21 protein-coding genes and 1 pseudogene are annotated in these 24,556 nt (G+C 72.7%); 9 read left to right on the top strand and 13 right to left on the bottom strand.

The annotated features are described in order from the left end of the window. Positions 1-24: 24 nt before the first annotated feature. The gene (locus J7E93_RS13155; RefSeq protein WP_215068753.1) at positions 25-942 is read right to left on the bottom strand and encodes an NADP-dependent oxidoreductase; all 918 of its coding nucleotides are present in this window, start codon (positions 940-942) and stop codon (positions 25-27) included. A 139-nt stretch (positions 943-1,081) separates the two neighbouring features. Here J7E93_RS13155 and J7E93_RS37800 point away from each other — a divergent pair, with 139 nt between their 5' ends. Then, complete coding sequence (locus J7E93_RS37800) at positions 1,082-2,326, top strand: response regulator transcription factor family protein (RefSeq protein WP_215068751.1); 1,245 nt, start codon at positions 1,082-1,084, stop codon at positions 2,324-2,326. Between the two features lie 148 nt (positions 2,327-2,474). Next, entirely contained in the window at positions 2,475-4,166 is a 1,692-nt protein-coding gene (locus tag J7E93_RS13145; RefSeq protein ID WP_215068744.1) for a bifunctional 3'-5' exonuclease/DNA polymerase, read from the top strand. Positions 4,167-4,320: 154 nt separating this feature from the next. On the opposite strand, the gene J7E93_RS13140 is transcribed toward J7E93_RS13145, so the two are convergent. After that, entirely contained in the window at positions 4,321-5,619 is a 1,299-nt protein-coding gene (locus J7E93_RS13140) for a hypothetical protein (protein ID WP_215068742.1), read from the bottom strand. Between the two features lie 63 nt (positions 5,620-5,682). Then, positions 5,683-6,192, bottom strand: a complete 510-nt coding sequence (locus tag J7E93_RS13135; RefSeq protein WP_215068740.1) for a SigE family RNA polymerase sigma factor — start codon at positions 6,190-6,192, stop codon at positions 5,683-5,685. A 159-nt stretch (positions 6,193-6,351) separates the two neighbouring features. Here J7E93_RS13135 and J7E93_RS13130 point away from each other — a divergent pair, with 159 nt between their 5' ends. Next, positions 6,352-6,753, top strand: a complete 402-nt coding sequence (locus J7E93_RS13130) for a DUF6479 family protein (RefSeq protein ID WP_215068738.1) — start codon at positions 6,352-6,354, stop codon at positions 6,751-6,753. Next, the gene (locus tag J7E93_RS38040) at positions 6,696-7,991 is read left to right on the top strand and encodes a sigma-70 family RNA polymerase sigma factor (protein WP_308368477.1); all 1,296 of its coding nucleotides are present in this window, start codon (positions 6,696-6,698) and stop codon (positions 7,989-7,991) included. Before J7E93_RS13130 ends, J7E93_RS38040 begins: the two co-directional genes overlap by 58 nt. Positions 7,992-8,007: 16 nt before the next feature. Here J7E93_RS38040 and J7E93_RS13120 read toward each other — a convergent pair whose 3' ends face one another. The 10 genes from J7E93_RS13120 to J7E93_RS13070 form a co-directional block, all read right to left on the bottom strand. After that, entirely contained in the window at positions 8,008-9,312 is a 1,305-nt protein-coding gene (locus J7E93_RS13120) for an MFS transporter (protein WP_215068735.1), read from the bottom strand. 86 nt (positions 9,313-9,398) lie between these two features. After that, on the bottom strand, positions 9,399-10,763 hold the full coding sequence (locus tag J7E93_RS13115) for an aspartate aminotransferase family protein (RefSeq protein ID WP_215068733.1): 1,365 nt from the start codon (positions 10,761-10,763) through the stop codon (positions 9,399-9,401). Next, a complete protein-coding gene (locus J7E93_RS13110) occupies positions 10,760-11,395 on the bottom strand; it encodes a pyridoxamine 5'-phosphate oxidase family protein (RefSeq protein ID WP_215068781.1) in 636 nt (211 codons plus the stop codon). The genes J7E93_RS13115 and J7E93_RS13110 overlap by 4 nt, the downstream gene beginning before the upstream one ends. Positions 11,396-11,622: 227 nt before the next feature. After that, positions 11,623-12,954: a lysine N(6)-hydroxylase/L-ornithine N(5)-oxygenase family protein gene (locus J7E93_RS13100; protein WP_215068731.1), complete on the bottom strand. Its 1,332-nt coding sequence runs from the start codon at positions 12,952-12,954 to the stop codon at positions 11,623-11,625. Between the two features lie 78 nt (positions 12,955-13,032). After that, a complete protein-coding gene (locus J7E93_RS13095; protein ID WP_215068729.1) occupies positions 13,033-14,421 on the bottom strand; it encodes an APC family permease in 1,389 nt (462 codons plus the stop codon). Between the two features lie 41 nt (positions 14,422-14,462). Then, positions 14,463-16,832 (bottom strand): FAD-dependent oxidoreductase, encoded by a 2,370-nt coding sequence (locus tag J7E93_RS37795; RefSeq protein WP_215068727.1) that lies wholly within the window; start codon positions 16,830-16,832, stop codon positions 14,463-14,465. Beyond that, positions 16,825-18,432: a class I tRNA ligase family protein gene (locus J7E93_RS13085; RefSeq protein ID WP_215068725.1), complete on the bottom strand. Its 1,608-nt coding sequence runs from the start codon at positions 18,430-18,432 to the stop codon at positions 16,825-16,827. The genes J7E93_RS37795 and J7E93_RS13085 overlap by 8 nt, the downstream gene beginning before the upstream one ends. Next, positions 18,429-19,055 carry a cupin domain-containing protein gene (locus J7E93_RS13080; protein WP_215068723.1) on the bottom strand — a complete coding sequence of 209 codons (627 nt, stop codon included), beginning with the start codon at positions 19,053-19,055 and terminating at the stop codon, positions 18,429-18,431. The genes J7E93_RS13085 and J7E93_RS13080 overlap by 4 nt, the downstream gene beginning before the upstream one ends. A 68-nt stretch (positions 19,056-19,123) precedes the next feature. Continuing rightward, on the bottom strand, positions 19,124-20,011 hold the full coding sequence (locus J7E93_RS13075; protein ID WP_215068721.1) for a hypothetical protein: 888 nt from the start codon (positions 20,009-20,011) through the stop codon (positions 19,124-19,126). A gap of 4 nt (positions 20,012-20,015) precedes the next feature. Further along, positions 20,016-20,270 (bottom strand): hypothetical protein, encoded by a 255-nt coding sequence (locus J7E93_RS13070; protein ID WP_215068719.1) that lies wholly within the window; start codon positions 20,268-20,270, stop codon positions 20,016-20,018. A gap of 222 nt (positions 20,271-20,492) precedes the next feature. Here J7E93_RS13070 and J7E93_RS13065 point away from each other — a divergent pair, with 222 nt between their 5' ends. From J7E93_RS13065 to J7E93_RS13045, 5 genes and pseudogenes are all read left to right on the top strand, one after another. Continuing rightward, complete coding sequence (locus J7E93_RS13065) at positions 20,493-21,527, top strand: LuxR family transcriptional regulator (protein WP_215068716.1); 1,035 nt, start codon at positions 20,493-20,495, stop codon at positions 21,525-21,527. Between the two features lie 157 nt (positions 21,528-21,684). Then, positions 21,685-22,593, top strand: a pseudogene (locus J7E93_RS37020) (site-specific integrase); the annotation flags it as partial. A gap of 379 nt (positions 22,594-22,972) precedes the next feature. Next, entirely contained in the window at positions 22,973-23,404 is a 432-nt protein-coding gene (locus tag J7E93_RS13055) for a hypothetical protein (protein ID WP_215068714.1), read from the top strand. Continuing rightward, complete coding sequence (locus tag J7E93_RS13050; RefSeq protein WP_215068712.1) at positions 23,404-23,700, top strand: hypothetical protein; 297 nt, start codon at positions 23,404-23,406, stop codon at positions 23,698-23,700. The genes J7E93_RS13055 and J7E93_RS13050 overlap by 1 nt, the downstream gene beginning before the upstream one ends. Positions 23,701-23,885: 185 nt before the next feature. Beyond that, complete coding sequence (locus J7E93_RS13045) at positions 23,886-24,260, top strand: hypothetical protein (RefSeq protein ID WP_215068711.1); 375 nt, start codon at positions 23,886-23,888, stop codon at positions 24,258-24,260. The last annotated feature ends 296 nt before the right edge of the window (positions 24,261-24,556 follow it).

Below are 24,556 nucleotides of genomic sequence, written 5' to 3'. Positions count from 1 at the left end.
CTCGGACGTCCCCGTAGGAATCCCCTACGGCAGCAGGATCACCTTGCCCCGCACGTGGCCCGTCTCGCTCAGCTCCTGGGCCTTCGCCGCCTCCTTCAGGGGGAGCGTCTGCGCCAGGCGGACGGACAGGCGTCCCTCCGCCGCCAGGCGGGCGTGGGCCGTCAGCCAGGTACGCACCTCGGCCGGTGACGCGGTCACGCCCGAGAACACGATCCCGTGCTGCTCCGCGTCCGGCGCCGCGATCGTGACGATCCGCTCCTTCGCTCCGCCCATCAGCTCGATCGAGAGCGGCAGGTTGTCGTGCCCCGCCGCGTCGAAGACCGCGTCGACGCCGTCCGGGGCCGCCGACCTGATCCGGTCCGCCAGGCCCTCCCCGTACGCCACCGGAATCGCGCCCAGGTCCCGCAGATAGGCGTGGTTGGCCTCCGACGCGGTACCGATGACCGTCGCACCCGCCGCGACCGCGAGCTGTACGGCGACCGAGCCGACGACACCCGCCGCACCGTGCAGGAGCAGGGTCTCGCCCTCCTTCAGACCGAGCAGCTCCAGTACGCGCGCCGCCGTCTCGCCGGCCACCGGCAGGCTCGCGGCCTGCTCCCAGGTCAGCCCGGCCGGCTTGGGCAGGAAGAGCTCGGCCAAGGCGTACTGGGCGTAGGCGCCGGTCGTCGTCCAGCCGAACACCTCGTCACCGACGGCGACCCCCGTCACGCCCTCCCCCAGCGCGTCCACCGTCCCGGCGAACTCCAGACCGGGAACGGCCGGGAACGTCGTCGGGTAGAACGCCTCGACCCATCCGTAACGACGCTTGTAGTCCACCGGGTTGACGCCGACCGCCGCCACCTTCACCCGTACCGCACCGGCGCCCGGCTCGGGCACGGCCACCCCGCTCTCGTGGCGCAGGACCTCGGGGCCGCCGAACTCCTCGTACGTGATCGCTTCCATCTCGCCCTCCGTGGGACCTCGTTGTGTCGATGGACCAAGCGTGCGATCGACAGCCCCTCCACCCCGCCCGTCCAACGGCCAGTCCCACCTGTCCGAAAGGCGGGCCGCCCACCGCCCCACCCTCACTACGCTGGACCCCATGGACGCGACCACGCTGAACACCGCGTACGAGATCATCCAGCAGCCCCTCGGCGAGATCCTGCCCCGGCTCTCGGCCGTCCTGGCGCCCCTGATCCCGCACCGCGGTGCCGCCGAACTCTCCACGCACTGCGCCCACTCCCCCTTCAAGGCGTTCGGCGAGACGGACCTGCTCACCGCAGCCGAACTCACTCCGCTGCTCATGTCCGGTACGGCCGGGTCCCCTTGGCAGGGCAGGGCCACGGCCGGTGGCATCGCCCGCGAGGTCGTCGCCGTGACGAGCGACGCGACCGCGCGCCGGTCGGTCCTCGTGCTCCTGCGGGACGAGGGCGCCGAGCCCGTCGCCGAGGCCGAGCTGGCCGTGGCGCAGGCCCTGTGGGACCTGGTGACCAGCCACTTCGACCGGTTCGCCGTGGAGGCGCTGCCGGGGGCGCTGGCCCGTTCGCGGGCGGCGGCCGACACTCGGGCGCGCGTGATCGCCGAGCTGACGACGGCGCACGCGGCGGCGCTCTCGGGGGTCCTCGGGGTGCTCCGCAGTCGGGCCCTGGACGACAGTTCGGCCCGGGTGACCGCGACCGACCTCGCCGTCAACGCGCTGATCGAGATGCGGGCGGAGGCGAAGCGGGACCGTTCGGTCGCCGAGGAACCGGCCCGGGAGGCCTTCGACCGGCTCGCCGACGGGCTGCGGACGATGCTGCGGCACAGCCCCGTACGTCTGGAGCTCGGCCCGCCGGACAGCTCGCGCTCCCTCGCGGCGGACGTGGCGCACGGAGCGCGGGCGATCGTCCGGGCGCTGCTGCTGGTGGTCCTGGAGCAGGACACGGTGAGCCGTGTCCACGTCGGCTGGCAGGTGACGGAGCACGAGCTGCGGGCCACGGTGCGCGACGACGGCGCGGGCGGCCTGGACGCCTGCCCGCTGGGGGCCGGCAGCATCACGGACCGGCTGGAGGTGCTCGGCGGCCGTCTGGAGATGGACGCGGTCCCGGGCTGGGGCACGACGCTGACGGCGTCCCTCCCGCTGGCCACACCGGACGCGCCGGTCACGGCGGCGGACCCGCTCAACGGGCTCGGCGACCGGGAGCTGGAGGTCCTGACCCATCTGGCGCTCGGCCACCGGAACCGGCAGATCGCCCAGGAGCTCCACATCAGCGAGTCCACGGTGAAGTTCCACGTCGCGAACATCCTGACGAAGCTGGGAGTGGGCTCGCGCGGCGAGGCGGCGGCCCTCTTCCACAAGGCCGCGTGACCGGGCGCGGGCGGGGGGCGTGACCCGACAGGCACAGGGGGCGTGACCCGGCAGACGCATCAGGGCGTGACCCGACGGGCACGACGGGCCGTGACCCGGCAGACGTGGCGACGGGCCGCTGTCAGTGGGGGGTGCCAGACTCGCACCTGTGAGCGAGAGGTGGGCGCTGGCCGGTGAGGCGGAGGGGGACGGAGCGCTGCTCGTCCCGCTCGGCCCCGACGGGCTGCCCGCCGGGCCCGTCCTGCGCGAGCCCGATCTCGTGGAGGCCGTACGCTCCCGCCCCGGCGTCGCCCGCTGGGTGTGGCGCTCGACCGCCGAGGTCTATCCGCGCCTTCTCGCCGCGGGGGTACGCGTCGAGCGGTGCTACGACATCGAGGACGCCGAGCAGCTCCTCCTCGGGCACGAGGGGCGGCTCGGCGAGCCCCGGTCCGCGGCGGCCGCCCTCGCGCGGCTGCGGAACGCCCCCGTACCGCCCGACCCCCCGCAGAGGGCCGCCGAGCCCGGCTCCCAGGACTCGCTCTTCGAGCCGGCCCCCGTCGCCGGCCTCCCCTTCGAGGGGCTTCTGGAGGTGTACGCCGAGCAGCAGCGGCGTCACGACCGGGCGGAGCACCCGGGGCGCATGCGGCTGCTCACCGCGGCCGAGTCCGCGGGCATGCTCGTCGCCGCCGAGATGCACCGGGCCGGGCTGCCGTGGCGGGCCGACGTACACCGGGCTCTCCTGCACGAACTGCTCGGCGAGCGGTACGCGGGCGGTGGCGAGCCCCGCCGCCTCGCCGAACTCGCCGACCAGGTCTCCGACGCCTTCGGCCGGCGCGTCCGCCCGGACCTGCCGGCCGATGTCGTCAAGGCCTTCGCCCAGGCCGGGATCCGGGTGAAGTCCACCCGCCGCTGGGAGTTGGCGGAGCTCGACCACCCCGCGGTGGAGCCGCTGATCGCCTACAAGAAGCTGTACCGGATCTGGACCGCCCACGGCTGGTCCTGGCTCCAGGACTGGGTGCGGGACGGCCGGTTCCGCCCCGAGTACCTGCCCGGGGGCACGGTCAGCGGCCGCTGGACGACCAACGGCGGCGGCGCGCTGCAGATCCCCAAGATCATCCGGCAGGCGGTCGTCGCCGACGAGGGCTGGCGGCTCGTCGTCGCCGACGCCGACCAGATGGAGCCCCGGGTCCTGGCCGCGATCTCCCGCGACCCGGGCCTGATGGAGGTCGCCGGGCACCCCGACGACCTCTACACCCGGCTGTCGGACCGCGCGTTCTCCGGCGACCGCGACCACGCCAAAATCGCCCTGCTCGGGGCGATCTACGGTCAGACCAGCGGCGACGGTCTGAAGAACCTGGCCGCGCTGCGCCGCCGTTTCCCCCTCGCCGTCGCCTACGTCGACGACGCGGCGAAGGCCGGCGAGGAGGGCCGGCTCGTACGGACCTGGCTCGGGCGCACCAGCCCGCGGGCGGTCGGTGCGGGCGACGACGACGAGGCCGGTCTCCCTCAGGAGACCGCGGACGGCCCTGTCCGGGAAGCGGAGTTCACCCCGGGATACGCCTCCGGCAACGCCCGTGCGCGGGGGCGGTTCACCCGTAACTTCGTCGTCCAGGGCAGCGCCGCCGACTGGGCGCTGCTGATGCTCGCCGCGCTGCGGCGTGCCACCGCCGGGATGCGGGCCGAGCTGGTCTTCTTCCAGCACGACGAGGTGATCGTGCACTGCCCGGCCGAGGAGGCGGAAGCGGTGACGGAGGCGATCCGCGCGGCCGGGGACGAGGCGGGGCGGATCGCTTTCGGGCAGACACCGGTGCGTTTCCCGTTCACGACGGCGACGGTGGAGCGGTACTCGGACGCGAAGTGACGGGCAGGAGACCGGTCCCCCACCGGGCCCGGCCTCCTGCCGCCACTACGTCACTGCGTCACTGCGTCACTGCGTCACTGCGTCACTGCGTCACTGCCCCAATGCGTGACAGCCTCGCCGCGTCACCGCGTCACCGCGTCACCGCGTCACCGCGTCACCGCGTGGCGAACTTCGTCCACTTGGGGCTGAGGGCGATCGCCTTCAGCTGCTCCGTCGTCAGCGCCGGCTCGGCGCGGGTCGCGTCGGCGTGCTGCGCGCCCGTGTTGAACGCGGAGACCACGACCCGGAAACCGTCCTTGGTGAGGGTGTCGGCCGTCCACCAGACCACGCCCGCGCCGCCCTTCTCGCCAGGCCGCTGGGTCACCTTCACGAGCCGCCCGTCGGGCAGCGTGGTGGCCCCGCTGCCAAACAGCTCCCCGGCCACATCGCCCATGCCGTTCTGCACGTTGATCTCGACGAGGCTCTTGCCCTTGCCGTCGTTCACGACCACGTAGGCGAACGCGCTGTCGCCGCCCTTGGAGACGACCGTCAGGCCCTTGGGAAGCAGCGAGCGCAGGGTCGCCTGCACGGCCGCGCCGTCCGCCTCCGGGGGCGCGGTGTCCGCGCCCGGCCCACCCTGCTCGATCTTGTTCACCGGCAGCTGCTCAAGCAGGGGGCGCCAGCCCGCCGCCGTGACCAGCGACTTCAGCTGGGAGGGGGTGAAGGGCGGGTCGGTGCGGCTGACCGGGGAGCCCTTCTCGGCGGCCGCGTTGTACTCGCTCGCGTCGATCAGGAACCCGTCCTTGGTGAGCAGGACCGCCCGCCAGTTCTTGGTGTCCACGCGCCTGTCCGGGTACTCGTACCCCTGGAAAACCATCAGCCGGTCGCCGCCGGGCAGCTTCTCGCTGGTGCAGGAGTCGTGCGGGACGTAGGTCTCGTCCGGGCAGGTGACCTGGCCCTCGCCGGCCTCGCCGCCCTCCCCCGCCCGGTAGAGGCCGACGGACACGGCCGCCGGTCCCTTGCCGTCGTCGTAGACGGCCGCGACGTGCTGTCCCCTGCCGTTCTCGTCGGTGACGGTCCAGTCGCCGGCCGGGGTGTTCGCCTTGAGGACGGCCGCCATCTCCGCGACTGGGATCTGCGCCTCCATCCCCCCCTTGTCGGCCGGTACGGGCTTGTCGCCGGCGGACTCGCCGGGGCCCTTGGTCGGGGCGGGGCCCGCCACCGAGGCGCCCTGGGCCGCTCCGCCCGAGCCGAGCAGGTCGCCGCCGTAGACCCCGCCCACGCCGATCACCGCGAAGGCCAGCACACTGCCGGTCACGGCGGTCGCCCGGCGGCGCAGCAGACGGCGCCGGCCCCGGTTCAGCCCGCCGGTCACCAGCTCGCTCCGGTTGTCCGCGGCGAAGCCGTCGCCGGTGCGGCGCAGGGCCTCACCGAGCTCCTCCTCGAATCCTTCGTGTCCCTCGTTCAGAGGCATGCCGAATCACCGTCTCCGGTCCATGGGTGAAAGTAAGAGTTTCGAAAAACGCCGACGCCAGGGTCAGCGCGGGGCGAACTCGACGATGCTGCCGCCGAGCCTTTCCCTGAGCTTGGCCAGGGCGCGCGTGCAGCGGGTGCGTACCGCCGCCGAGCTCACATGCAGGACATCGGCGGTCTCCTCGACGCTGCGGTCCTCCCAGTACCGCAGCACCACGACCGCCCGGTCCTTCGGCGCCAGCGCAGCCAGCGCGTCGAGCAGCGCGATCCGCAGCACCGGGTCGTCCCACCTGTCGGGGGCCCGCTCGGGCACCTCCCCGAGCGGGCGCTCGGTCGCGGAGCGGCGCCGCTGGTGGCTGAGGAACGTGCGGACCAGCACGGTCTGCGCGTAGCCGGCCGGGTTGTCGATCCGCGCCATCCGCCCCCACAGGGCGTACATCCGGCCCAGCGTCTCCTGCGTCAGGTCCTCGGCAAGGTGTGTGTCGCCGCTGGTCAGCAGGCAGGCCGACCGGAACAGGTGCCCCGTTCGTGCGGAGGCGAACTCCAGGAACTCGTCCGCGCGGGACTTTCTCATGCCCCTCCCTCCGTCGCGGTCACGTGGTGTCACGTGGTGTGGTCGTCGCTGTACACCTCAATGACGCGACGGGCGCCCGGAAATGTTTCACACGAGGTTTGCCACGAGTTCGGCCCTCCAGAAATGCCTCTCTGCCGCGAGACGGGGTATTGCTGAGATATGAACGCATTTGTCATGAGTTCTGAAGAGGTCGTCCTGGCGGCCAAGGTCTGGCAGTCCGGGCTGGCCCAGGTCCTCGGCGGCCTGGTCGTCGTCGCCGTCCTGATCGGCGCGTTCGTGCTCGGCATGAGGATCCGGGACAGGGAGAGCCCGACGCCCAAGCCGGAGGAGCAGCCGCACCGGCCGGAGACGGACCGCCTACCCGGTGAGATGTCCGAGTACCGCAGGCCTGCCGAGATGCCTCAGACCGACGGCGAGCACCGACTCATGCCGTACCAGCTCAAGGACTCCGGAACCTCCGGGACCGAGACCTCACCCGAACCGCCCAGCGAGGAGAAGCGCAAGTGGGGTGGCATCTCCAGCGGCGGCTTCGGCAGCGGCGGACCGGGGCACGGCGACTGACCAGGCAGCCCGCCTCGGACCGGCCCTCCACCGGGGGGCCGGCCCTCGGCGTGCCTGGTGATCCCGGGGCTCCCGGTTCTCCCAATGCTGCCGGTGCTGCCAGTGCGCCCGGCGCGCCCGGGGCTGACGGGCCCCGGGACGACTCACTCCTCGCCGATCGCTTCGAGGCCCACCGGCCGCGGTTGCGAGCCGTCGCGTACCGGATGCTCGGCTCCTTCGGCGAGGCGGAGGACGCCGTCCAGGACGCCTGGCTGCGGCTGAGCCGCTCCGGCACCCGGAGCCCCGAGGCCAGTGGCGTCGAGGATCTGAGCGGTCGGCTGACGGTGATCGTCGCGCGGGATTGCCTGGACAGGCTGCGCTCGCGCGTGGCCCGCCGCGAGGAGCCGTGGGATCCGTGGGCCGCCGGCGAGCCCGGTGAGCCGCACCGGCCCGAACAGGCCACCGACCCCGAGCAGCAGGCGCTGCTCGCCGACCCGCTCGGCGCGGCGCTGCTCGCCGTCCAGGACACTCTCACGCCGGCCGAGCGGCTGGCGTTCGTGCTCCATGACATGTTCGCGGTTCCCTTCGAGGAGATCGCCCCCCTTCTGGACCGCACCCCGGCCGCCACCCGGCAGCTCGCGAGCCGGGCCAGGCTGCGGGTGCAGGGGACGGAGGAGATGCCGGAACCGGACCTGCCCCGGCAGCGGGAGGTCGTCGCAGCCTTTCTCGCCGCCTCGCGGGACGGCGACGCCGACGCGCTGCTCGCGCTCCTCGACCCTGATGTGACGCTGCGGGCGGACGCCGAGGCGCTACAGGCCGGGGTGACGGCCGCGCAGGGGGCGCGGGCGGTGGCCGAGTGCCTCGCCGGCCGGGCACGGGCGGCGAGGCTCGCGCTGGTGGACGGGGCGGCCGGCCTGGCGTGGGTGCCGGACGGGGAGCCGCCGGTGGCTGAGGAACGTGCGGGCCCAGGGCTCCCAGGCCCAGACTTCGCCGGACCAGGCCTCCCGTGGCCAGGCACTACGAGGCCAGGCCTCCCGGCGCCAGGCACTACGAGCCCAGGCCTTACGAGCCCAGGCCGCACGGAACCCGGCCGCACGGAACCCGGCCGCGCAGCGCCCGGCTTCACTGGGCCCGCCCTCGCGGTGCCCGACCTCACGGTGCTCGAGTTCACGGTGCTCGACGGGCGGATCACCGCGATCGATGTCCTGGCCGACGCCGGTCACGTCGGCCGCCTCGATGTGGAGATCCTGGACGACTGAGCCGCCCCTGTGACGCTCACCCCTCCCGTACGGGGGCGGTCGGCGCGCGAGGCGTGAGCCCCGCGGCCGCCCCTTCGCCCTGTACCGCGTCCGTCGGCAGTTCGCGGCGAGTCCGGACCGGGGAGAGGAACACCGGCAGGAAGGCGGTGGCGAGAAGGGCCCCGCCCACCCACAGCGTGGGGTGCACCCCGACGATCTCACCGAGAACGCCCGAGACCGCGGCACCGATCGCGAGGGCCCCGGTGAGAAGGAACCGGAAGGTGGCGTTCATGCGGCCGAGCATGGCGTCCGGCGTCATGCGCTGGCGCAGGCTCACACCGAGGACGTTGTCCATCCCGGTCTTGAACATGGCGAGCAGCCAGCCCACGCCCGCGACCCACAGCCAGGGGCCGCGCCCGACGAGCGGGACGAGGAGACCGGCGGGCGCGAGCAGGAGGCCGGCGAGACCAAGGGTGCGGCCGAACCCGACGCGGGCGGCGACCGCGCGGGCGCAGCGGGATCCGAGCAGCAGGCCGACGCCGCCGGCCGCCCAGTAGATCCCCAGGACGCCCGCCGAGAGCCCGAGCTCGCGGACGAAGAGCACCGGCATCATGGTGTTGAGGATCTGCGAACCGAGGTTGGTGAGCGCCGCGGAGAGGGCGAGCGCCCGCAGCTCCCTGTTCCCGAGCACGTGCCGTACGCCCGCGGCGATCTGGGCGCGCAACGGCTCCCGCCGACGCGGGTGTGCGGCCGGCGCGGCGGCCCGCTCCTTCAGCCACAGGAGCCGTACGGCGGAGGCGAGATGGCTCACCGCGGTACCCGCCACCGCGAGCGGGGCGGTGAGCAGCTGGACCAGGCCGCCTCCCGCGCCCCGCCCCGCGACGTTGGTGACGGCCATCAGGCTGACCATGGCCGCGTTGGCCTGGACGAGCCCGCCCCGTGGGACCAGTTGGGGCAGGACGCTCTGCCCCGTGACGTCGAAGAAGACCATGGCGCAGCCGCTGAGGAGCACGACCGCGTAGAGCTGACCGAGGGTCAGGGTGTCGCACCACCAGGCGACGGGGACGGAGGCGAAGAGCAGTCCGCGCGCCGCCTCGGCGGCAATGAGGACCCGTCGCCCGCGCATCCGGTCGACCCATGCTCCGGCCGGAAGGCCGATGAGCAGGAAGGCGAGGGTGGAGAAGGTGGCGAGGGCGCCGACCTCGCCGGGGCCGGCGTGCAGCTCCTCGACGGCGACCAGCGGGACGGCGACGAGTCCGACGTTGGTGCCGAGGTGACTGAGGACGGCCGCGGAGAAGAGCGTACGGAAGTCGGGCACGCGCCAGGGTGAGTCGGATCGCATACCGGCGAACCTGCCCCACCCCGACGCGTCAGCACAAGCGCGTAGTTCTACAAGGACTGTTCAGCGTTGCTACACCCGAGATGCCGTCATGCTCGCGCTGTCCTCGCTGCCGCCGCCTCCGCGTCGGCCACCGTCAGCGCCTCGTCCAGGGCGGCCAGCCCCTCCTTCGCCTCCGCGTCCGTCAGATTGCAGGGCGGGGCGACGTGGATCCGGTTCATGTGCGTGAAGGGCCACACTCCCGCGGCCTTGCAGGCCGCGGCGACGCGGGCCATCGGGGCGGCCGCCTCGCCGGTGGCCGCGTAGGGGACGAGGGGCTCGCGGGTGGTCCGGTCGGTGACCAACTCCAGTGCCCAGAAGGCGCCGAGGCCACGGACCTCGCCGACGCTCGGGTGGCGGGCGGCGAGTTCACGCAGCCCCGGGCCGAGCACGCGCTCGCCGAGGTCGGCGGCGTGCTCCACGACGCGCTCGGCGCGCATCGTCTCGATGGTGGCCACCGCCGCCGCGCAGGCCAACGGATGACCGGAGTAGGTGAGCCCGCCCGGGTAGGGCCGGTCGGCGAAGGTGGCGGCGATCCTCTCGCCGATCGCGACACCGCCCAGCGGTACGTACCCGGAGTTGACCCCCTTGGCGAAGGTGAGCAGATCGGGGACCACACCCCAGTGGTCGGCCGCGAACCAGCGTCCCGTCCGGCCGAACCCCGCCATCACCTCGTCGAGGACGAACACGATGCCGTGGCGGTCGCACAGTGCGCGCACCCCGGCGAGATAGCCGTCCGGGGGCACCAGCACACCCGCCGTGCCGACCACCGTTTCGAGCAGGACGGCCGCGATCGTGCCCGGCCCCTCGCCGACGATCGTCTCCTCCAGGTGTCGCAGGGCCCGCTCGCACTCCTGCTGCTCGTCCGTCGCGTGGAAGGACGACCGGTAGGCGTAGGGCCCCCAGAAGTGGACCACTCCGGCCGTGCCGGTGTCCGAGGGCCAGCGGCGCGGGTCGCCCGTCAGATGGATCGCCCCCGAGGTGGCGCCGTGGTACGAGCGGTACGCGGAGAGCACCTTGGGCCGGCCGGTGTGCAGCCGGGCCATCCGTACCGCGTGCTCGACCGCCTCCGCGCCGCCCGTGGTGAAGAAGATCCGGTCCAGGTCTCCGGGCGTGTGCTCGGCGATCAGCCGGGCCACCTCGGAGCGGACGTCGACGGCGAAACTCGGGGCGGCGGTGCACAGCTGTCCCGCCTGCTCCTGGATCGCGGCGACGACCCGCGGGTGCTGGTGGCCGATGTTGGTGTAGACGAGCTGGGAGGAGAAGTCGAGGTAGCGGTTGCCCTCGTGGTCCCAGAAGTACGCACCGGAGGCGCCGGCCACCGGCAACGGCTCGGTCTGCGCCTGCGCGGACCAGGAGTGGAAGACATGGGCGCGGTCGGCGGCCCGGGCCTCGCTGTTGGTACGTGGCGTCATGGCCCCTCCTGCGCTCCGAGGACCCGCCCGGCGCGGTCCTTCACATGGGCCGGCGGCTCGATGCCCGGCGGCAGCACCGGATCGGCGAGCGGCGCCCCGAACGTGGTGACCACCGGCAGCACACCGGCCCACAGGCCCAGTTCGGCGTCCGGGCTGTCACCGTCGTCCGGCGGTCCACTGGCGATCTTCACCGAGGCCTCGGTGAGGTCGAGCGCGATCAGGGCGGTCGCGGCGAGCTCCTTGCGGCTGGGCTGCCGGGCGTACTCCCACTGGCCCGGCGCGCACTGCTCGGTGAGCGCCCGCAGACCGCGCAGCTTCTCCTCCGGGTCGGTGACCAGCCGCGGTACGCCGTAGATCATCGCGCACCGGTAGTTGACGCCGTGCTCGAAGACGGAGCGGGCGAGCACCAGTCCGTCGACGTGCGTCACCGTGACGCAGACGGTGGTGTCGGGGGCCTGGACCAGGCTCCGGCTGGCCACCGAGCCGTGCAGATAGAGCCGGCCCGCGTCGGTGCCGTACGCGGTGGGCACCACCATCGTCGTGCCGTCGACGGTGACGCCGAGATGGCAGAGGAACCCTGCGGCCAGCACGGCGTCGAGATCGGCGCGGCGGTGGCTGCCCTTGTGACGCATCCGGCGCAGCCGGGTCCGCTCGGTCGTCGCCAGCTCGTCCGGGGCGGGGGCCTGCCGCGCTCCGTCCGGTGCGGATGCGTCCGATGCGGATGCGTTCGGCACGGATGCGTCCGGTGCGGATGCGTCCGGTGCGGATGCGTCCGGCACGGGGGCCTGCTCGGCGGTGGTGCTCATGGTTACCTCTTCGTACGGGTGCGGTGTCGTCCGGCGGTCGTGTTCTACGGGGTTCAGCCGCGCGCCGCCACCGGCGCTCGCCTGTCGGAACGGCGGCGGGCGGCCAGCGAGTCGCAGATCTCCCCTGCCCGGACCGCGGCCATCGACAGCAGGTTGGCCGTGATGCCGTGGCTGTGCTCGGTGCCGCCCATCAGGTAGACGGCTGCCTCGACCTCCGGCCCGGTGTGCACCCGGTAGTCGCGGTGCACCCGCAGCCGGCCGTCCTCGTCGCGCTCGCAGGCCGCGTTCAGCTCGCCGAGCAGACGGGCCGGGTCGGGCTCGGTGTAGCCGGTGGCGTAGACGACCGCGTCGGCGGTGAGCGCCTCGGTCTCGCCGGTCGCGAGATTGCGCACCTGCACCCGCACCTCGTCGGTGCCTTCCTCGACCGAGGTGAGCTGCGAGGCGCCCATGATGCGCAGCCGCTGCTCGCCGCGGACCTTCTCCTGGTACGAGCGGCGGTAGAGCTCTTCGATCAGGTCCATGTCCACCACGCCGTAGTTGGTGTTGCGGTGGTAGTCCATCAGCTTGCGGCGCACCTCGCGGTCGGCACCGTGGTAGAGGTCGACGGCCTCCGGGTCGAAGATGCGGTTCGCGTACGGGCTGTCGTCGGCCGGGCTGTAGCCGTACCGCGTGTGGACGGCGACGACCTCGGCGCTCTCGTACGTACGGTGCAGGTGGTCGGCGATCTCCGCGGCGCTCTGTCCGGCACCCGCGACGACGAAGCGGCGCGGGCTCGACGTGCGCAGACCGGCGAGGCGGTGCAGAAACTCGCTGCTGTGCCAGAGGCGTTCGGAGGACTCGATCCCCTCGGGGAGCCGCGGCACGAGTCCGGTGCCGAGGACCAGGTTGCGCGCCCGGTAGGTCACGGCCTCGGACTCGACGCCGTCGCCGCCGAGCGCCGCCACGTCCACCTCGACCACGGGGCCGGCCTGCCCGGCGGGCCGGATCGCGGTGACCTCCAGGCCGTAACGGACCAGGTGGTCCACGCCGTTGGCGGCCCACTGGAGGTAGTCGTGGAACTCCTCACGGGAGGGGAACAGCACCTTGTGGTTGATGAAGTCCACCAGCCGGCCGCGGTCGTGGAGGTACGGAACGAAGCCGAAGCGGCTGGCGGGGTTGCGCATCGTGGCCAGGTCCTTGAGGAACGAGACCTGCATGGTGGCGTCCGGGATCAGCATCCCCCGGTGCCAGCCGAAGGACGGCTGCTTCTCCAGGAAGACGGCGGTCAGCTCCTCGCCCGGGGCGGCCGACTCGTTGTACTCCTCGATGGCGATGGCCAGGGCGAGGTTGGCGGGGCCGAAGCCGACGCCGACGACGTCGTAGACGGGGGTCAGATCGCGGGTCATGGTCGGTGTGCCTTTCGTCGGACGTACGTGGAATGCGCGGGTGTTCGCGGAGGTTGCCGGAGGTTCGTGTGTGCAGGGTCAGGTGGTCGGGCGGCGGAAGGTGAGGGCCACACAGCCGGCGGCGAGCAGGAGCGCGAGCAGCAGCCCCGTACCGGCGAAGGACAGGAAGACGGCGGCGATCAGCAGCGTCACGACGGCGCTGACACGGAGCGCGCGGCCGGTGTCGCGGGCCCTGAGCGCCGCGGTCGCCGCGACGGTGTACAGCAGCAGGAACGCGCTGCTGGTGACGATGAGGACCAGCTCCTCACCGGTGCCGGTGAGCATCAGGGCGCCCAGGACGGCGCCGTAGGCCAGCGCCAGGGCGACGGTGGCCGGCACCGGCCGGTCGGCAAGGGCGCGCGGCAGGATGCGGTCGCGGGCGGCGGCCCGTACGACACGGGTGGCGCCCAGCACCCAGGCGTTGGTGGCGACGATCGCGAGTCCGAGGGCGAGGAGATCGCCGACGATGGCTCCGGCATCGCCCAGGGAGGCGCCCAACAGGGCGGTGATGACGACGGGCTGGTCGCCGGGCACGGCGAGGTAGGCGGCGGTGACGGCCACGTACAGCAGCCCCACGATCGGTACGGCCCAGCGGATCGCCCGGCGGTAGCTGCGCGCGGGGTCCTCCACCTGCTCGGCGAGGGTGGAGACGTTCTCCCAGCCGAGGAAGGAGAAGAAGGCGGTGACCACCGCGATGCCGACACCGCCCCAGCCGTGGGTCAGGAACGGCGTGTACGCGCCGGCGTCGAACCGCGGCACGGCCAGCGCCACGGCGCCGCCCAGGCCGATGAGCAGCACGAGCAGCGAGGCCGCCTGGACCCGGGCGCCTGCGGTGAGGCCGAGGAGCGTGAACGCGGCGGAGAGCGCCATGAAGCCGATGGCGACCGGGTACACCGGCCCGTCCGGGTGGCCGAGCAGGCCGAGCAGACAGCGGGCCGAGACGATGCCCATGACGGGGTTGCCGATCACGTAGGTCGCGACGAGCAGCAGGGCGGCCGCCCGCCCCGGCCGCCTGCCGAACCCGGCCGCGACCATGGCGGCGAGTCCGGAGGCGTCGGGACGCCAGGCCGACATCTCCGCGAAGAAGCGGGCGAACGGGTACGAGCTGAGGGCCAGGGCGATCCAGGCCAGCAGGGCGGCCGGTCCGGCCTGCCGCTCGGTGAGCCCGGGCACCAGCAGGATCCCGGTGCCGACGAGGCTGCTCACGTAGAAGACCACCAGGGCCCGGACACCGAGACGGGTGCCCGTGCCGGTGCCGGCCGAGGCGTTGTCGGTGGTCGTGTCGCTGGCCGCGGCGGTGTCGGTGGCCGTGGCCGTGTCGGTGGCGGTGTCGGTGGCCACGGCGGACGTGGGGGCCGCCATCGGGTTCTCGTCCTTCGCCGTGGCAGGGTTCTTCGGCGTGGCCGGTCGGGGCAAGAGGTCCGTCATGGGTGTCACCTCCAGGGAAGGGTCGTTCGGTGGGCGGGGGTTCAGGAGCCCGCGAGGACGTCCAGGGCTTCGGCGGCGGCGAGTTCGGCGGCGGCAGGGGCCGTCTTGAAACCGGCACCCGACCAGCCGGTCGCGAGGACGATCCGGCTGCCGGCCCGTTCACGGCCGAGGTGGGGCCGGGAGTGCGGGGTGTAGAGATCGACACCGCGCCGCCCGCCGAGGAAGCGGGTGGCCGGATCAGCGAGCCAGGGCCAGCGCACGGCCGCCCCTTCGCGGATGTACGCCACGTGCTCGTCGGTCAGCGAGTCCTCGCCGCCCGGGGGGACGTCCCACTCGTCGACGGGCCGCCCGGCCATGTAGCCGCCGGCCGCCTCCCCGGAGAGCTGGGGGCGGCCCCAGACCCCGGTGACCATGTCGACGACGGTCGGCAGGCCGGCGGTGTCGGGGTGGTGGAAGAAGCCGTACCGGATGCTCTTGGTGCGCCCGGCGTCGGAGCCGCTCAGCCGGTGTCCGGCGATCTCCCCGGTGCCGCTGCCGGCCGCCAGGACCACGGCGTGGGCCTCGACGGGCCCGCCCGGCTCCAGGAGGACCCGGACCCGGTCGGCCCCGGGCGGGGCGACCAGTTCCCGTACCCGCGCCGGCAGCAGCCGGGCCCCGTTGGCGAGGGCGCGGTCGCGGTAGACACGGGCGGTGCGGGGCGGGTCGGCGTAGCCGGCCTCGGGCTCCCAGACGGCGGCGGTGACTCCGGCGACGGAGAGGCCGGGGAAACGGTCGCTGAGGGCGTCCGGTTCCAGCAGCTCGGCCGGGACGCCTGCGCCGTTGAGCTCGGCGACACCCTTCTCGGCTTGCTCCAGGTCCGCGTCGCCGCAGAGCACGAGCGACCCGGTGGCCACGAATCCGTACGGTCCGGGGATCAGCGCGGCCGGCCCCCAGGCCAGGCGGTGACTGCGCAGGGCGAGCCCGCGCAGGTACGGGTCGGCCTCGAAGGACCGGACGAGCCCGCCGGACCAGGCGGTGGCGTGGTCGGTGCCTCCGTCCATGGGGGCCACGAGCGCGACCCGGGCACCGCGCCGGGCGAGCACGGAGGCGGTGGCGGCGCCGACGACCCCGGCTCCGACGACGATCACGTCGTAGGCCCGGCCGTGCGAGGTGCCGTGCGAGGTGCCGTGCGGCTCGTGGGCACGGGACGAGGACGCCGGAGCGGAAGCGGGAGCGGGAGCGGGCGGTACGGGGACCAGGTCCCATCCGACGCTCCCGGGGACGGGCTCGCCGAGGGCCGTGAAACCCCGATCGGCATGCGCGCGCACGGCGGCGAGAAGACTCCGCCCCCTCCTGTTCGGATCCTCGGCGAGCGCGGCGGTCGCGGCCTCGAAGGCCGCGGTGACCTGCGCCTCGGGGCCGCCCCGCATACGGGCGACATGGGCGCCACCCGCGGCCCCCGTGGATGCCGCGGGTGCCGCGGGCTCCGCGAGCAGGGCGGCGAACTCGTCCACCGCACAGTCGTCGGTGAAGTAGAACGCCCCGCTGAAACCAGCCGCCCGCCACTCCCGCCCGACCCGCGCGGCCCCGACGTGCGTGCCGCACACGACGACGGCGGTGAACTCGCCGGCCGCCCCGGCGCCGGGCCGGTCGACCGGCTCGGGGCCGGGACCGTCGAGGAGCTGGGGACGGGCCCGGTCGACGAGCTCGCGGGAGCCGCCGTCGACCGTGCCGGCGCCGACGGCCTCGTGCCCCGGCGCCGACGCCGACACCGCTGCCGGCGCGGCCGGCACCGACTCTCGTACCGGCTCCGAGGCCCGTACCGGCACCGACGCCGACGCCGATGCCGATCGCGAGCCCGGTACCGGTGCCAGCGCCGCCGGTACCGGGACCGCGCCCGTTGCCGGGGTGCTGCCGTCCGAGACCACCGGGCCCGACGGCAGGACGGGGGACCGTTCCTCGCGCGGGTGCCGGGCGGCCCGTACGAGGTGGGCCAGGTGTTTTCCGTACGCGCTGCCGTCGTGCGTGACGGCGACCCGCGTGTGGCCCGCGGCCCGGACGGCTGCCAGCAGGTCCACCGCCTGTGCGCGGTCGTCCGGGCACCAGCGCAGGATCGTGCCCGCGCTGTCGTCGAGCAGACCGGGCGTCGTGGCGAGCGGCAGCAGGACGGGCAGCCCCGCCGCCCGGTACACGGGCAGCGCGGCCCGCGCCCCAGCGCTGTTGAAGTGGCCGATCACCAGCGCGTGCCGGCCCTCGGCGACCACGGCCTCGGCGATCTGCCGGGCCGTGGTCGCCTCTCCCCGGTCGTCGTACAGCTCCCAGCTCACGGCCCCGTACAGCTCCGCGGCCCGCTCCAGGTGCTCGCCCCACGCGGCCCGGGGCCCCGAGAAGGGCCCCACGACCGCGCCGCGCGGCAGCGTGGACTCAGCCACTGAAGACCGCCCCCGGCCAGGCCGCCACCGGCGCGCCCGGGGCCATCGGCGTCAGGGCGGACGCGTCCACCCGTCGTACCGCCGGGAGTCCGAGAAGTTCCGCGAGCCGGGCGGAACCGAACGGCAGGGCGGGCGCGGCCCAGGCCGACAGGGCCGCGGCGACGGCGAGCTGGGCGGCGAGGGCCGCACGGTACGCGGCGGCACCGGCCGGGCGCTCGTTCTCGAAGCCGTTCACGTACCCGAAGTCCTCGGCCGACGCGACTACTTCGTCGAGCAGCGCGATCGCGCGCCGGGCGTCGTAGCCGCCGATCCCGTACGCCTCGCGGAGCTGGCCGACGGTCTCGGTGAGCCGGGCGCGCAGCCGCTCCCACGCGGGGCCCTGCGGGGCCTCGGCGGGGACGGTGCCGCCGGTGTCCTCGGCGACGGCGGTGAGGAGCCGGCCGAGCCAGCCGTCCCAGCGATCGGCGAGCCGGGCCCTGCTGATCTCCAGCGCGGCCGAACTGAAGCTGGTCTGCCGCCCGTTGGGGCGGTCGGAGAGCACGTGGTAGCGCAGGACGTCGGCGCCGGTGCGGGCGAGCTCCTCGTGCGCCCAGATCGCGTGGCGCCGGCTGGTCGAGAACTTCAGTCCCTCGAGGCGGTAGAACTCGTTGACGACGAAGGCCTCGGGCAGCGCGATCGAGGGGTCGTACGCGCGGAACGCGGCCGGGAAGAGGACGGCGTGGAAGTAGCCGTTGTCGAAGCCGAAGAACTGCACCGGCGCGGGTGCCGGGCCGGTCTCGCCGCAGCCCCGCCACTCCAGCAGATAGCCGGGGGCCATCTCGAACCAGACGTAGATCCGCTGCTCGGTGAAGCCCGCGACGGGCACCGGCACGCCCCACTCGGAGGGGTGGCTGACCGCGATCTCGGGCAGCCCTTCGGCCCTCATCCGCTCGCACAGCGCCCGCAGGTGGGGCGGCATGTCGACGTCCTGCCAGAAGGCGTCGAGCTGCTCCTCCCACGGCGCGAGGGGGAAGTAGAGGCGCTCGCAGTCGCGCAGTTCGGCGGCGGCGCCGCATGCCGTGCAGACCGGGTCGACGAGGTCGGCGCAGTCGTTGGGGCGGCCGCAGGGCTCGCAGGCGTTGCCGTTGGAGCCGGAGCCGCAGTGCGGGCAGTCGCCCTTGAGGTACGCCTCGTACAGCCAGCGCTCGCAGCCGGCGCAGTACGGCAGCGGCTTGGTACGGGCGACGATGTGGCCGGTGTCGAAGAGGCGCTGGAAGAACTCCTGGACGGCCGACTGGTAGCCGACGTCCCTGCGAGGGCGGACGATCGCGTCGAAGTCGGCGCCGGACCGGTGCCAGACGGACTCGATGGAGGCGCCGTAGCCGTCGGCGACCTCCTCGCCCTTGCGGCCGCCGTCGTTGAGCCCGCGCACGGGCACATAGCTCTGGTGGTCGTCGAGGCCGGTGGTGTAGCGGACGGTGCCGGTCCCTTCGGCGGCGAGGTAGCGGCGGAGGACGTCACCGGCGAGGTACGGCCCGGCGAGGTGACCGATGTGCAGGTCGCCGTTGGGCGTGGGCGGGGTGGCGGTGATCCAGTACGCGGTCTCGGTGGGCGCGCTCATGCCGCGATCTCCTCGTTCTGCTCGTGGTGGTTGTGCCGGTCGCTCTGCTGGTGCGTCTCGGTGCCGGTGCCAGCGCCGGTGCCGGCTTCGATGTCGGCGTCGGTGTCGGTACGGGTGTCGGTGTCGGTACGGGTGTCGGTGTCGGTACGGGTGGCGGGCTCGCGCAGCGGCCAGTACAGGGAGACCCAACTGAGTTCGGCGTCACCGGTGTTGTGCACGACGTGCTCCTGGTTACGCGGCAGTACGACGATGTCGCCCGCGCCGAACGGCGGCTCGAGGCGGCCGTCCAGGGTGACGCTGCCCGTGCCGACCAGGACGATCATGACTTCGTCCTGGTCGTGGCAGTCCGGGTCGGAGTCGCCACCGGGACGCAGGAAGCAGGCCATGGCGCCCACGGGCGGCTCCTCGGCCGCCCCGGCCCAGGGGATCAGCCGCTGGCAGGCAAGACCGAACTCCTCCTCTGCGGAACTCCGGTCGATACGGAAGCGGTTGGCCATGGCGACTCCTGTGACTCCGGTGCGGTGGGCCCGCCGGGCGGGCGGGGTGGTGGGGGTGGCGGCGCCGTACGGGGTGACGGCGGCGGCCGGCTCCCCCGGGGGCAGGATGGGTGCGGTGAAGGGCATACGGGTCTCCTGAAGAGGGCGAGACGGGTGTGCTGGCCGATGGCGCGGAGCCGGGCAGCGGCCGCGGTTCAGTGCGTGTCGAGTCCCCGCACCGACGCCACCGGGATCCGGGCGAGGCCGGCCATGACCTGGCGCGGCCCGGCCTCCCAGCCGTACCGCCGCTTCAGTGGGGCGAAGTGCGTGGCGATGAGTTCGAGGAGCGGGTTCAGGTCGTCGGGCGTGGCGCCGAGCAGGGCGAGGAGTTGCTCGGTGCGGGTCACGCCCGCGCCCGGGCCGATCCCGTGCACGGCGGCGTCCTGCCAGGTGGCGCCGGCGCTCCGGGCCACCATCGTGTTGTGGAGGGCGAAGCCCTGGTTGTCGTGGGCGTGGATGCCCACGGGGGCGGGCACCGCGGCGCGGGTGGACTGGACGAGTTCGATCACCCGCTCGGGGCGGAGCGAGCCGAGCGAGTCGACGAGGAAGACGGCGTCGAGCGGGCCGAGGGACGCCGTGTCGGCGAGACAGCGGTCGAGTTCGGGATAGGAGGCGAGGTCGATCTCGGCGAGGCAGAGGCAGACGCCGAAACCGGCCTCGCGCAGCCGGTCCAGCGGGGCGGCGGCGCGCGCCACCTGGTCGTAGCGGACGGAGACGCGCACCAGACCGACGGGCAGGGGGGTGCCGGCGAGCAGGTGGGTGATGCGGTCGGTGGCCGCGGCGGCGCCGGCGGTGCTCGTGGGCAGCTCGGCGGCATCGAGCATGACCGCGAAGCGCGGTCCGTACCGGTCGGCGGGGGCGGTCGGGAAGATGCCGGGCAGCGGGGCTCCGGGCCGGTCGGCCGGATCGTGGACGCGTCCCAGCTCGATCACGTCGATGCCGAGCCGTGCGCAGACCGCGAGGTAGTCGGTGACCAGCTGCGGGGACGGCGCGCCGCCGGTGAGCTGCCCGCTGGTGCGCAGGGTGCAGTCGAGCAGCGTCATGCGGTCATCCCCAGCCGGTGTCGTTCGTGCCCGGTCCGGGGACCGGAGTGCCCCAGCCGGTGTCGTCGGTGCCCGCGGCCGTGCCGGTGTCCGTAGCGGTCTCGGTGCCGGCGACCGTCGTGTCGAGGACGGCCGCTCCCCACCCGGTGTCGTCGGTGCCGGCGCCGCTGCCGGCGGCCTGGGCCGCGGTGGCGGTGGTGAGGCCCGCGAGGGCGGTGATCAGGGTGGCGAGCACGGTGTTGCGGATCCGCCGCTTCATGTCGTCTGCTCTCTTTCCGCGTGTGCGTGAGTTCGGGTCGGTGCGAGGAGGTTCAACGCGTTTCAGATGCTGTGCGAGCTTCGCGTGCTTCACGAGCTCTGTGAGCTTTGACCTTGTGGGCGGTGAGATGAACGTATCCGCGTTCGCATGCCTATGGGGCGGGGCGTATGGATCATTAGGCTGCATGGCAGCAAGAGGACGGCGTCATAAACAGGGGGATTCATGGACACAACTGACATAGCGCAGGGGGTGGACGGGCTTACGCCAGAGGACCCACTGGCCCGCGTCTACATCTGCGCCCTGGCCCGCGACCCGGCGCACCCGGCGCACCCGGCGGAGCTCGCCGAGGAACTCGGGCTGCCACCCGCCCGCGTGGAGTCCGCCGTCTCGTCCCTCCTCGACATGGGCCTGCTGCGGCGAACGCCCGAACGAGCGCTGCTGCCGGTCCCGCCGGACGAGGCGGTGCAGCGCACCCTCGGACCGCTGGAGCGGGAGATGCGGGCCAGGCGGCTGCACATGGAGCGCACCCGGGGACAACTGATGGCGTTCATGCCGCTGTTCGAGTCCCACCTGGCCCAACTGACCCATCTCCGTCAGGCGGAGTACATCGAGGTCCTCACCGACCTGCGGGCCGTCCGCGAGGCCATCACCGAACTGGGCCGGACCTGCGAACGCGAGGTGATGACCGCCCAACCGGGCGGCGGCCGACGGGCCGAGGTCCTCGAGGAGGCGGTCGCACGCGACGAGGAGCTCCTGCGCCGCGGCGTACGGATGCGCGTCCTCTACCAGCACACCGCGCGCTTCTCCTCGGGCACGTGCGCGTATGTGGAGCGGGTGGGCCGGCTGGGGGCGCAGGTCCGCACGCTGGACGACGAGTTCATGCGGATGCTGATCTTCGACCGCAGCACCGCCGTCATCCCGGTCCCGGACGACCCGCACGCGGCGGTGCTCGTCCGCGAGCCGAACCTGGTGTCGTTCATGACGGGGGCCTATGAACGGCTCTGGCTGGAGGCGCTGCCGTTCGAGACCGAGTGGGACCGGCAGACGATCATGGACATCTCCGACGAGCTGAAGCAGACCATCGTCCGCCTCCTCACCGAGGGGTTGACCGACGCGGCCATCGCCCGCCGCCTGGGCCTCTCCGTCCGCAGCTGCCGCCGCCACGTCGCGGACGTGATGGCGGCCCTGGGCGCCGAGAGCCGCTTCCAGGCCGGCTACCTCCTGGCCCAACAGGACCGCGACCAGCCGACCGGCTGACCAGGAACCCCGGCTCGGCCGATGCCCGAGCCGGGGTCCACCGAGCCGCCTTCGGGATTCGAACCCGAGACCTACGCACCACGAGGGCCACACGCTCATCCCGGGTGGTGCTGGGCGGTGAACCATGCCATCTGAACTCTCGCCAGCCCTGACGAACAAGGCCACGCTCCGAGCGGCCCTGAACGACGCGATCGGGCAGCAGATCATCACCTTCAACCCAGCGGCTACGTCGGAATCGACCCGGTGCGCAAGCCCAAGGCTCTGGTGTGGGCGGACGAGCGGGTCGCCAAGTGGGAGCAGACTGGGGAGAAGCCCTCTCCGGTGATGGTCTGGACGCCCGAACAGACTGGCGCCTTGCTCGACTTCGTCGCCGAGCACCGGCTGTACGCGATGTGGCACCTGATCGCGTTCCGCGGCCTGTGGCGAGGTGAGGCGTGCGGGCAGCCGTGGTCGGAGACCAACCTCGACCGGCACTCCCTCACCGTGACCGGGCAGCTCGTGCAGGACGGCTGGGAGGTCGAGGCGTCCGAGCCGAAGACGGACAGCGGCTTCCTGGTGGTCGCCCTCGATGACGACACCGTGGGCGTCCTGGAGCGGCACCGCAAGCAGCAGAACGCCGACCGCGCGGAGTGGGGGTCGGCCTGGGTGAACACCGGCCTCGTCTTCACTCAGGAGGACGGCTCCTGGCTGCACCCCGGCAAGACCGATTCTCTTCGAGCGGCTGGTCGCAGCCTCTGGGCTGCCGCCGATCCGGCTGCACGACCTCCGGCACGGCGCGGCCACGCTCATGCTCGCTGCCGACATCGACATCGACATCGACATCAAGATCGTGTCGGACACCCTCGGGCACCGCGACACCCGGATCACGCGCGACATCTACCAGAGCGTCCTCCCCCACGTCGGTAAGAACGCCGCCGAAGCCACCGCCAAACTGGTCCCCCTCCAGCGCAAGGCCGAGGCGGAGAAGGACCGCAAGACCGCGAAGGACGCCAAGAGGACGAAGCGGATGGAGAAGGCCCAGGCCGACAGTAAGAAGGAGGCCAAGCGGAAGAACCCGAAGAGCTGAATTCTGGCTGCGGTTGAGGATATGGGGGCCATCGCGGTGTCGCGCGTTAACCCGCCTACCAGGAGCTTCGCCTTACCGTCGCAGCCGCTCCTCCCGGCAATCCCAGTACCGCAGTCATGTTGGGAATGACGCAGTGAAGTACGTTGTCGAACAGGTTGCAGTGACGCTTGGTCGAGGTTTACGAGTCGATCTTCTTGCGCGTTCCTCCAAGCGCCCACCCAGGAGTGACACATTCCACACGGGCAACGTCGGCCAGATTCGTGGAAATTCGCCAACCTGATGTGAATTCCTCCCGCCAGATGGCCTGCTGGGGCAGAGTCGTACGCTGCGTCCAGCACGACCAGGCGGACGCCTCCGAACAAGAGACGGGGAATTCTCCATGCTCACGTTCAAGAAGACAGCAGCCGTGCTCCTGGCGACGGGAGCCCTCGTCGCGCTGGGGGCAGCGCCGAGCAACGCGGCTCCTGCGCCTCACCCCATCACCTGTGGGTGGGACCAGGGCCAGGGGACTCCGTGGTCGGCGAGCGGCACGACAGTGACGGGGTTCGTGCGGGTGAAGTGCTCGGACTCGCTCGATGACGCGAATACTCGGGCCCAGTTGCAGATATTCCGCGACGGGGACTGGTACGCCCACGGAGCGGGGGTCACCAGCTACAGCACAGCAACGGTCATCCAGGTCAACGATTCGGCGACCAAGCGAACGAGTACGTGGTACTACCGGACCGTGGGAACGCACTTCGGGCAGCACGGCAATGTCTGGACGCTCCCGACGTACTACAGCCCGTCTAGGGCATTGACGGGGGTGAGCTAGTGCGGCGCTTCACCGCCGACTCGCGCGAGATTCTGACTATCGCGACAGAGATCGCTCGCAGCCGCAATGCGGCGGCATGTTCGTCGAGGGATGTGGCCATCGCGGTGGTAGTCCATCGCAGGCTGCTGGCTGCCCGCGAGTTCGACACGGTGCAGCAGCCGAGCCTCTCCCCCGAGATGCTCGGGTTCGACGTTTCGGTTGAACGGCTGATGCTGGGCGAAGGGGAGCTCGAGGTGGCAGAGCTGGTGGCTCTGGCGGCATCGGAGAATCCGGATCTCGCGGAATACCTCGGGTGAGGAGAATGCGGGGGCCGGGTGCGCTACTTCTCCTTGCGGGCCTTGTGGCCTGCGGCGGAGACGGACGCCCTTCGGTTGCGCGAGAGCAGCTGGAAGATGCCGGATGGGTGGTGGAACCGGTTCTCGAGGGAGTGGAGTCGGAGACCTCCGATGTGTCGCCGGCATCCTGTGAGCCACTGTTCGGCGTGTTGGGCCGGGACAACAAGGAGGACAGGGTCGCCGGCTTCCGCAACGAACAGCGCGGCTCCTACCTCCTGGCCCGGACCTGGCCCTCCACCCAGGAGAGCTTTCCGCGCTCCGTTCTGGAGGCGGCCGGGCGATGCCCTCGCATGGAGATGGGCTACGACTCGACCAAGCTCACCTACACGGTCAAGGTCGTCCTCCGGGAGGAGAAGGAAACCCGGTTGCTGCTGACGGCCCGCGAAGGCGATGTGCTGGTCACCGAGATGCTCGTCTCCGCCGCTACCGGCAGCGCCGAGGACCGGCTGGTGCGCGTGATGAACCCGAGGGGGATCGCGAAGCCGGAGCACGATGCGGCGGACGTGGCTTCGAACCACTGAGTCCTACGCCGAAGCCCCGAGTGTGGCGAGCGTCTTGCGTGGACGCCCGTCCAGCCCCTCCGCTCAAGCATCGCTCACGCAAGCAAACCCGCGGCACTCCGACCGCGTGCTTGCCACGCCCCGGTAACAGAAAAGGCCAGGTCAGACAGTGTCTGACCTGGCCTTTCTCTGAGCCGCCTTCGGGATTCGAACCCGAGACCTACGCATTACGAGAGCTTGCGAGATCGTGACGGTAGATGCCAAGCCGTGGCACTGGGTCCTGTTTTTGCTGGTCAGCGGCGTGCGACCGAGAGGCA

This window comes from Streptomyces sp. ISL-36 (assembly GCF_018614205.1).
Taxonomy (GTDB): Bacteria; Actinomycetota; Actinomycetes; order Streptomycetales; family Streptomycetaceae; genus Streptomyces.
This window is presented reverse-complemented; position numbering and strand designations above follow the sequence as displayed.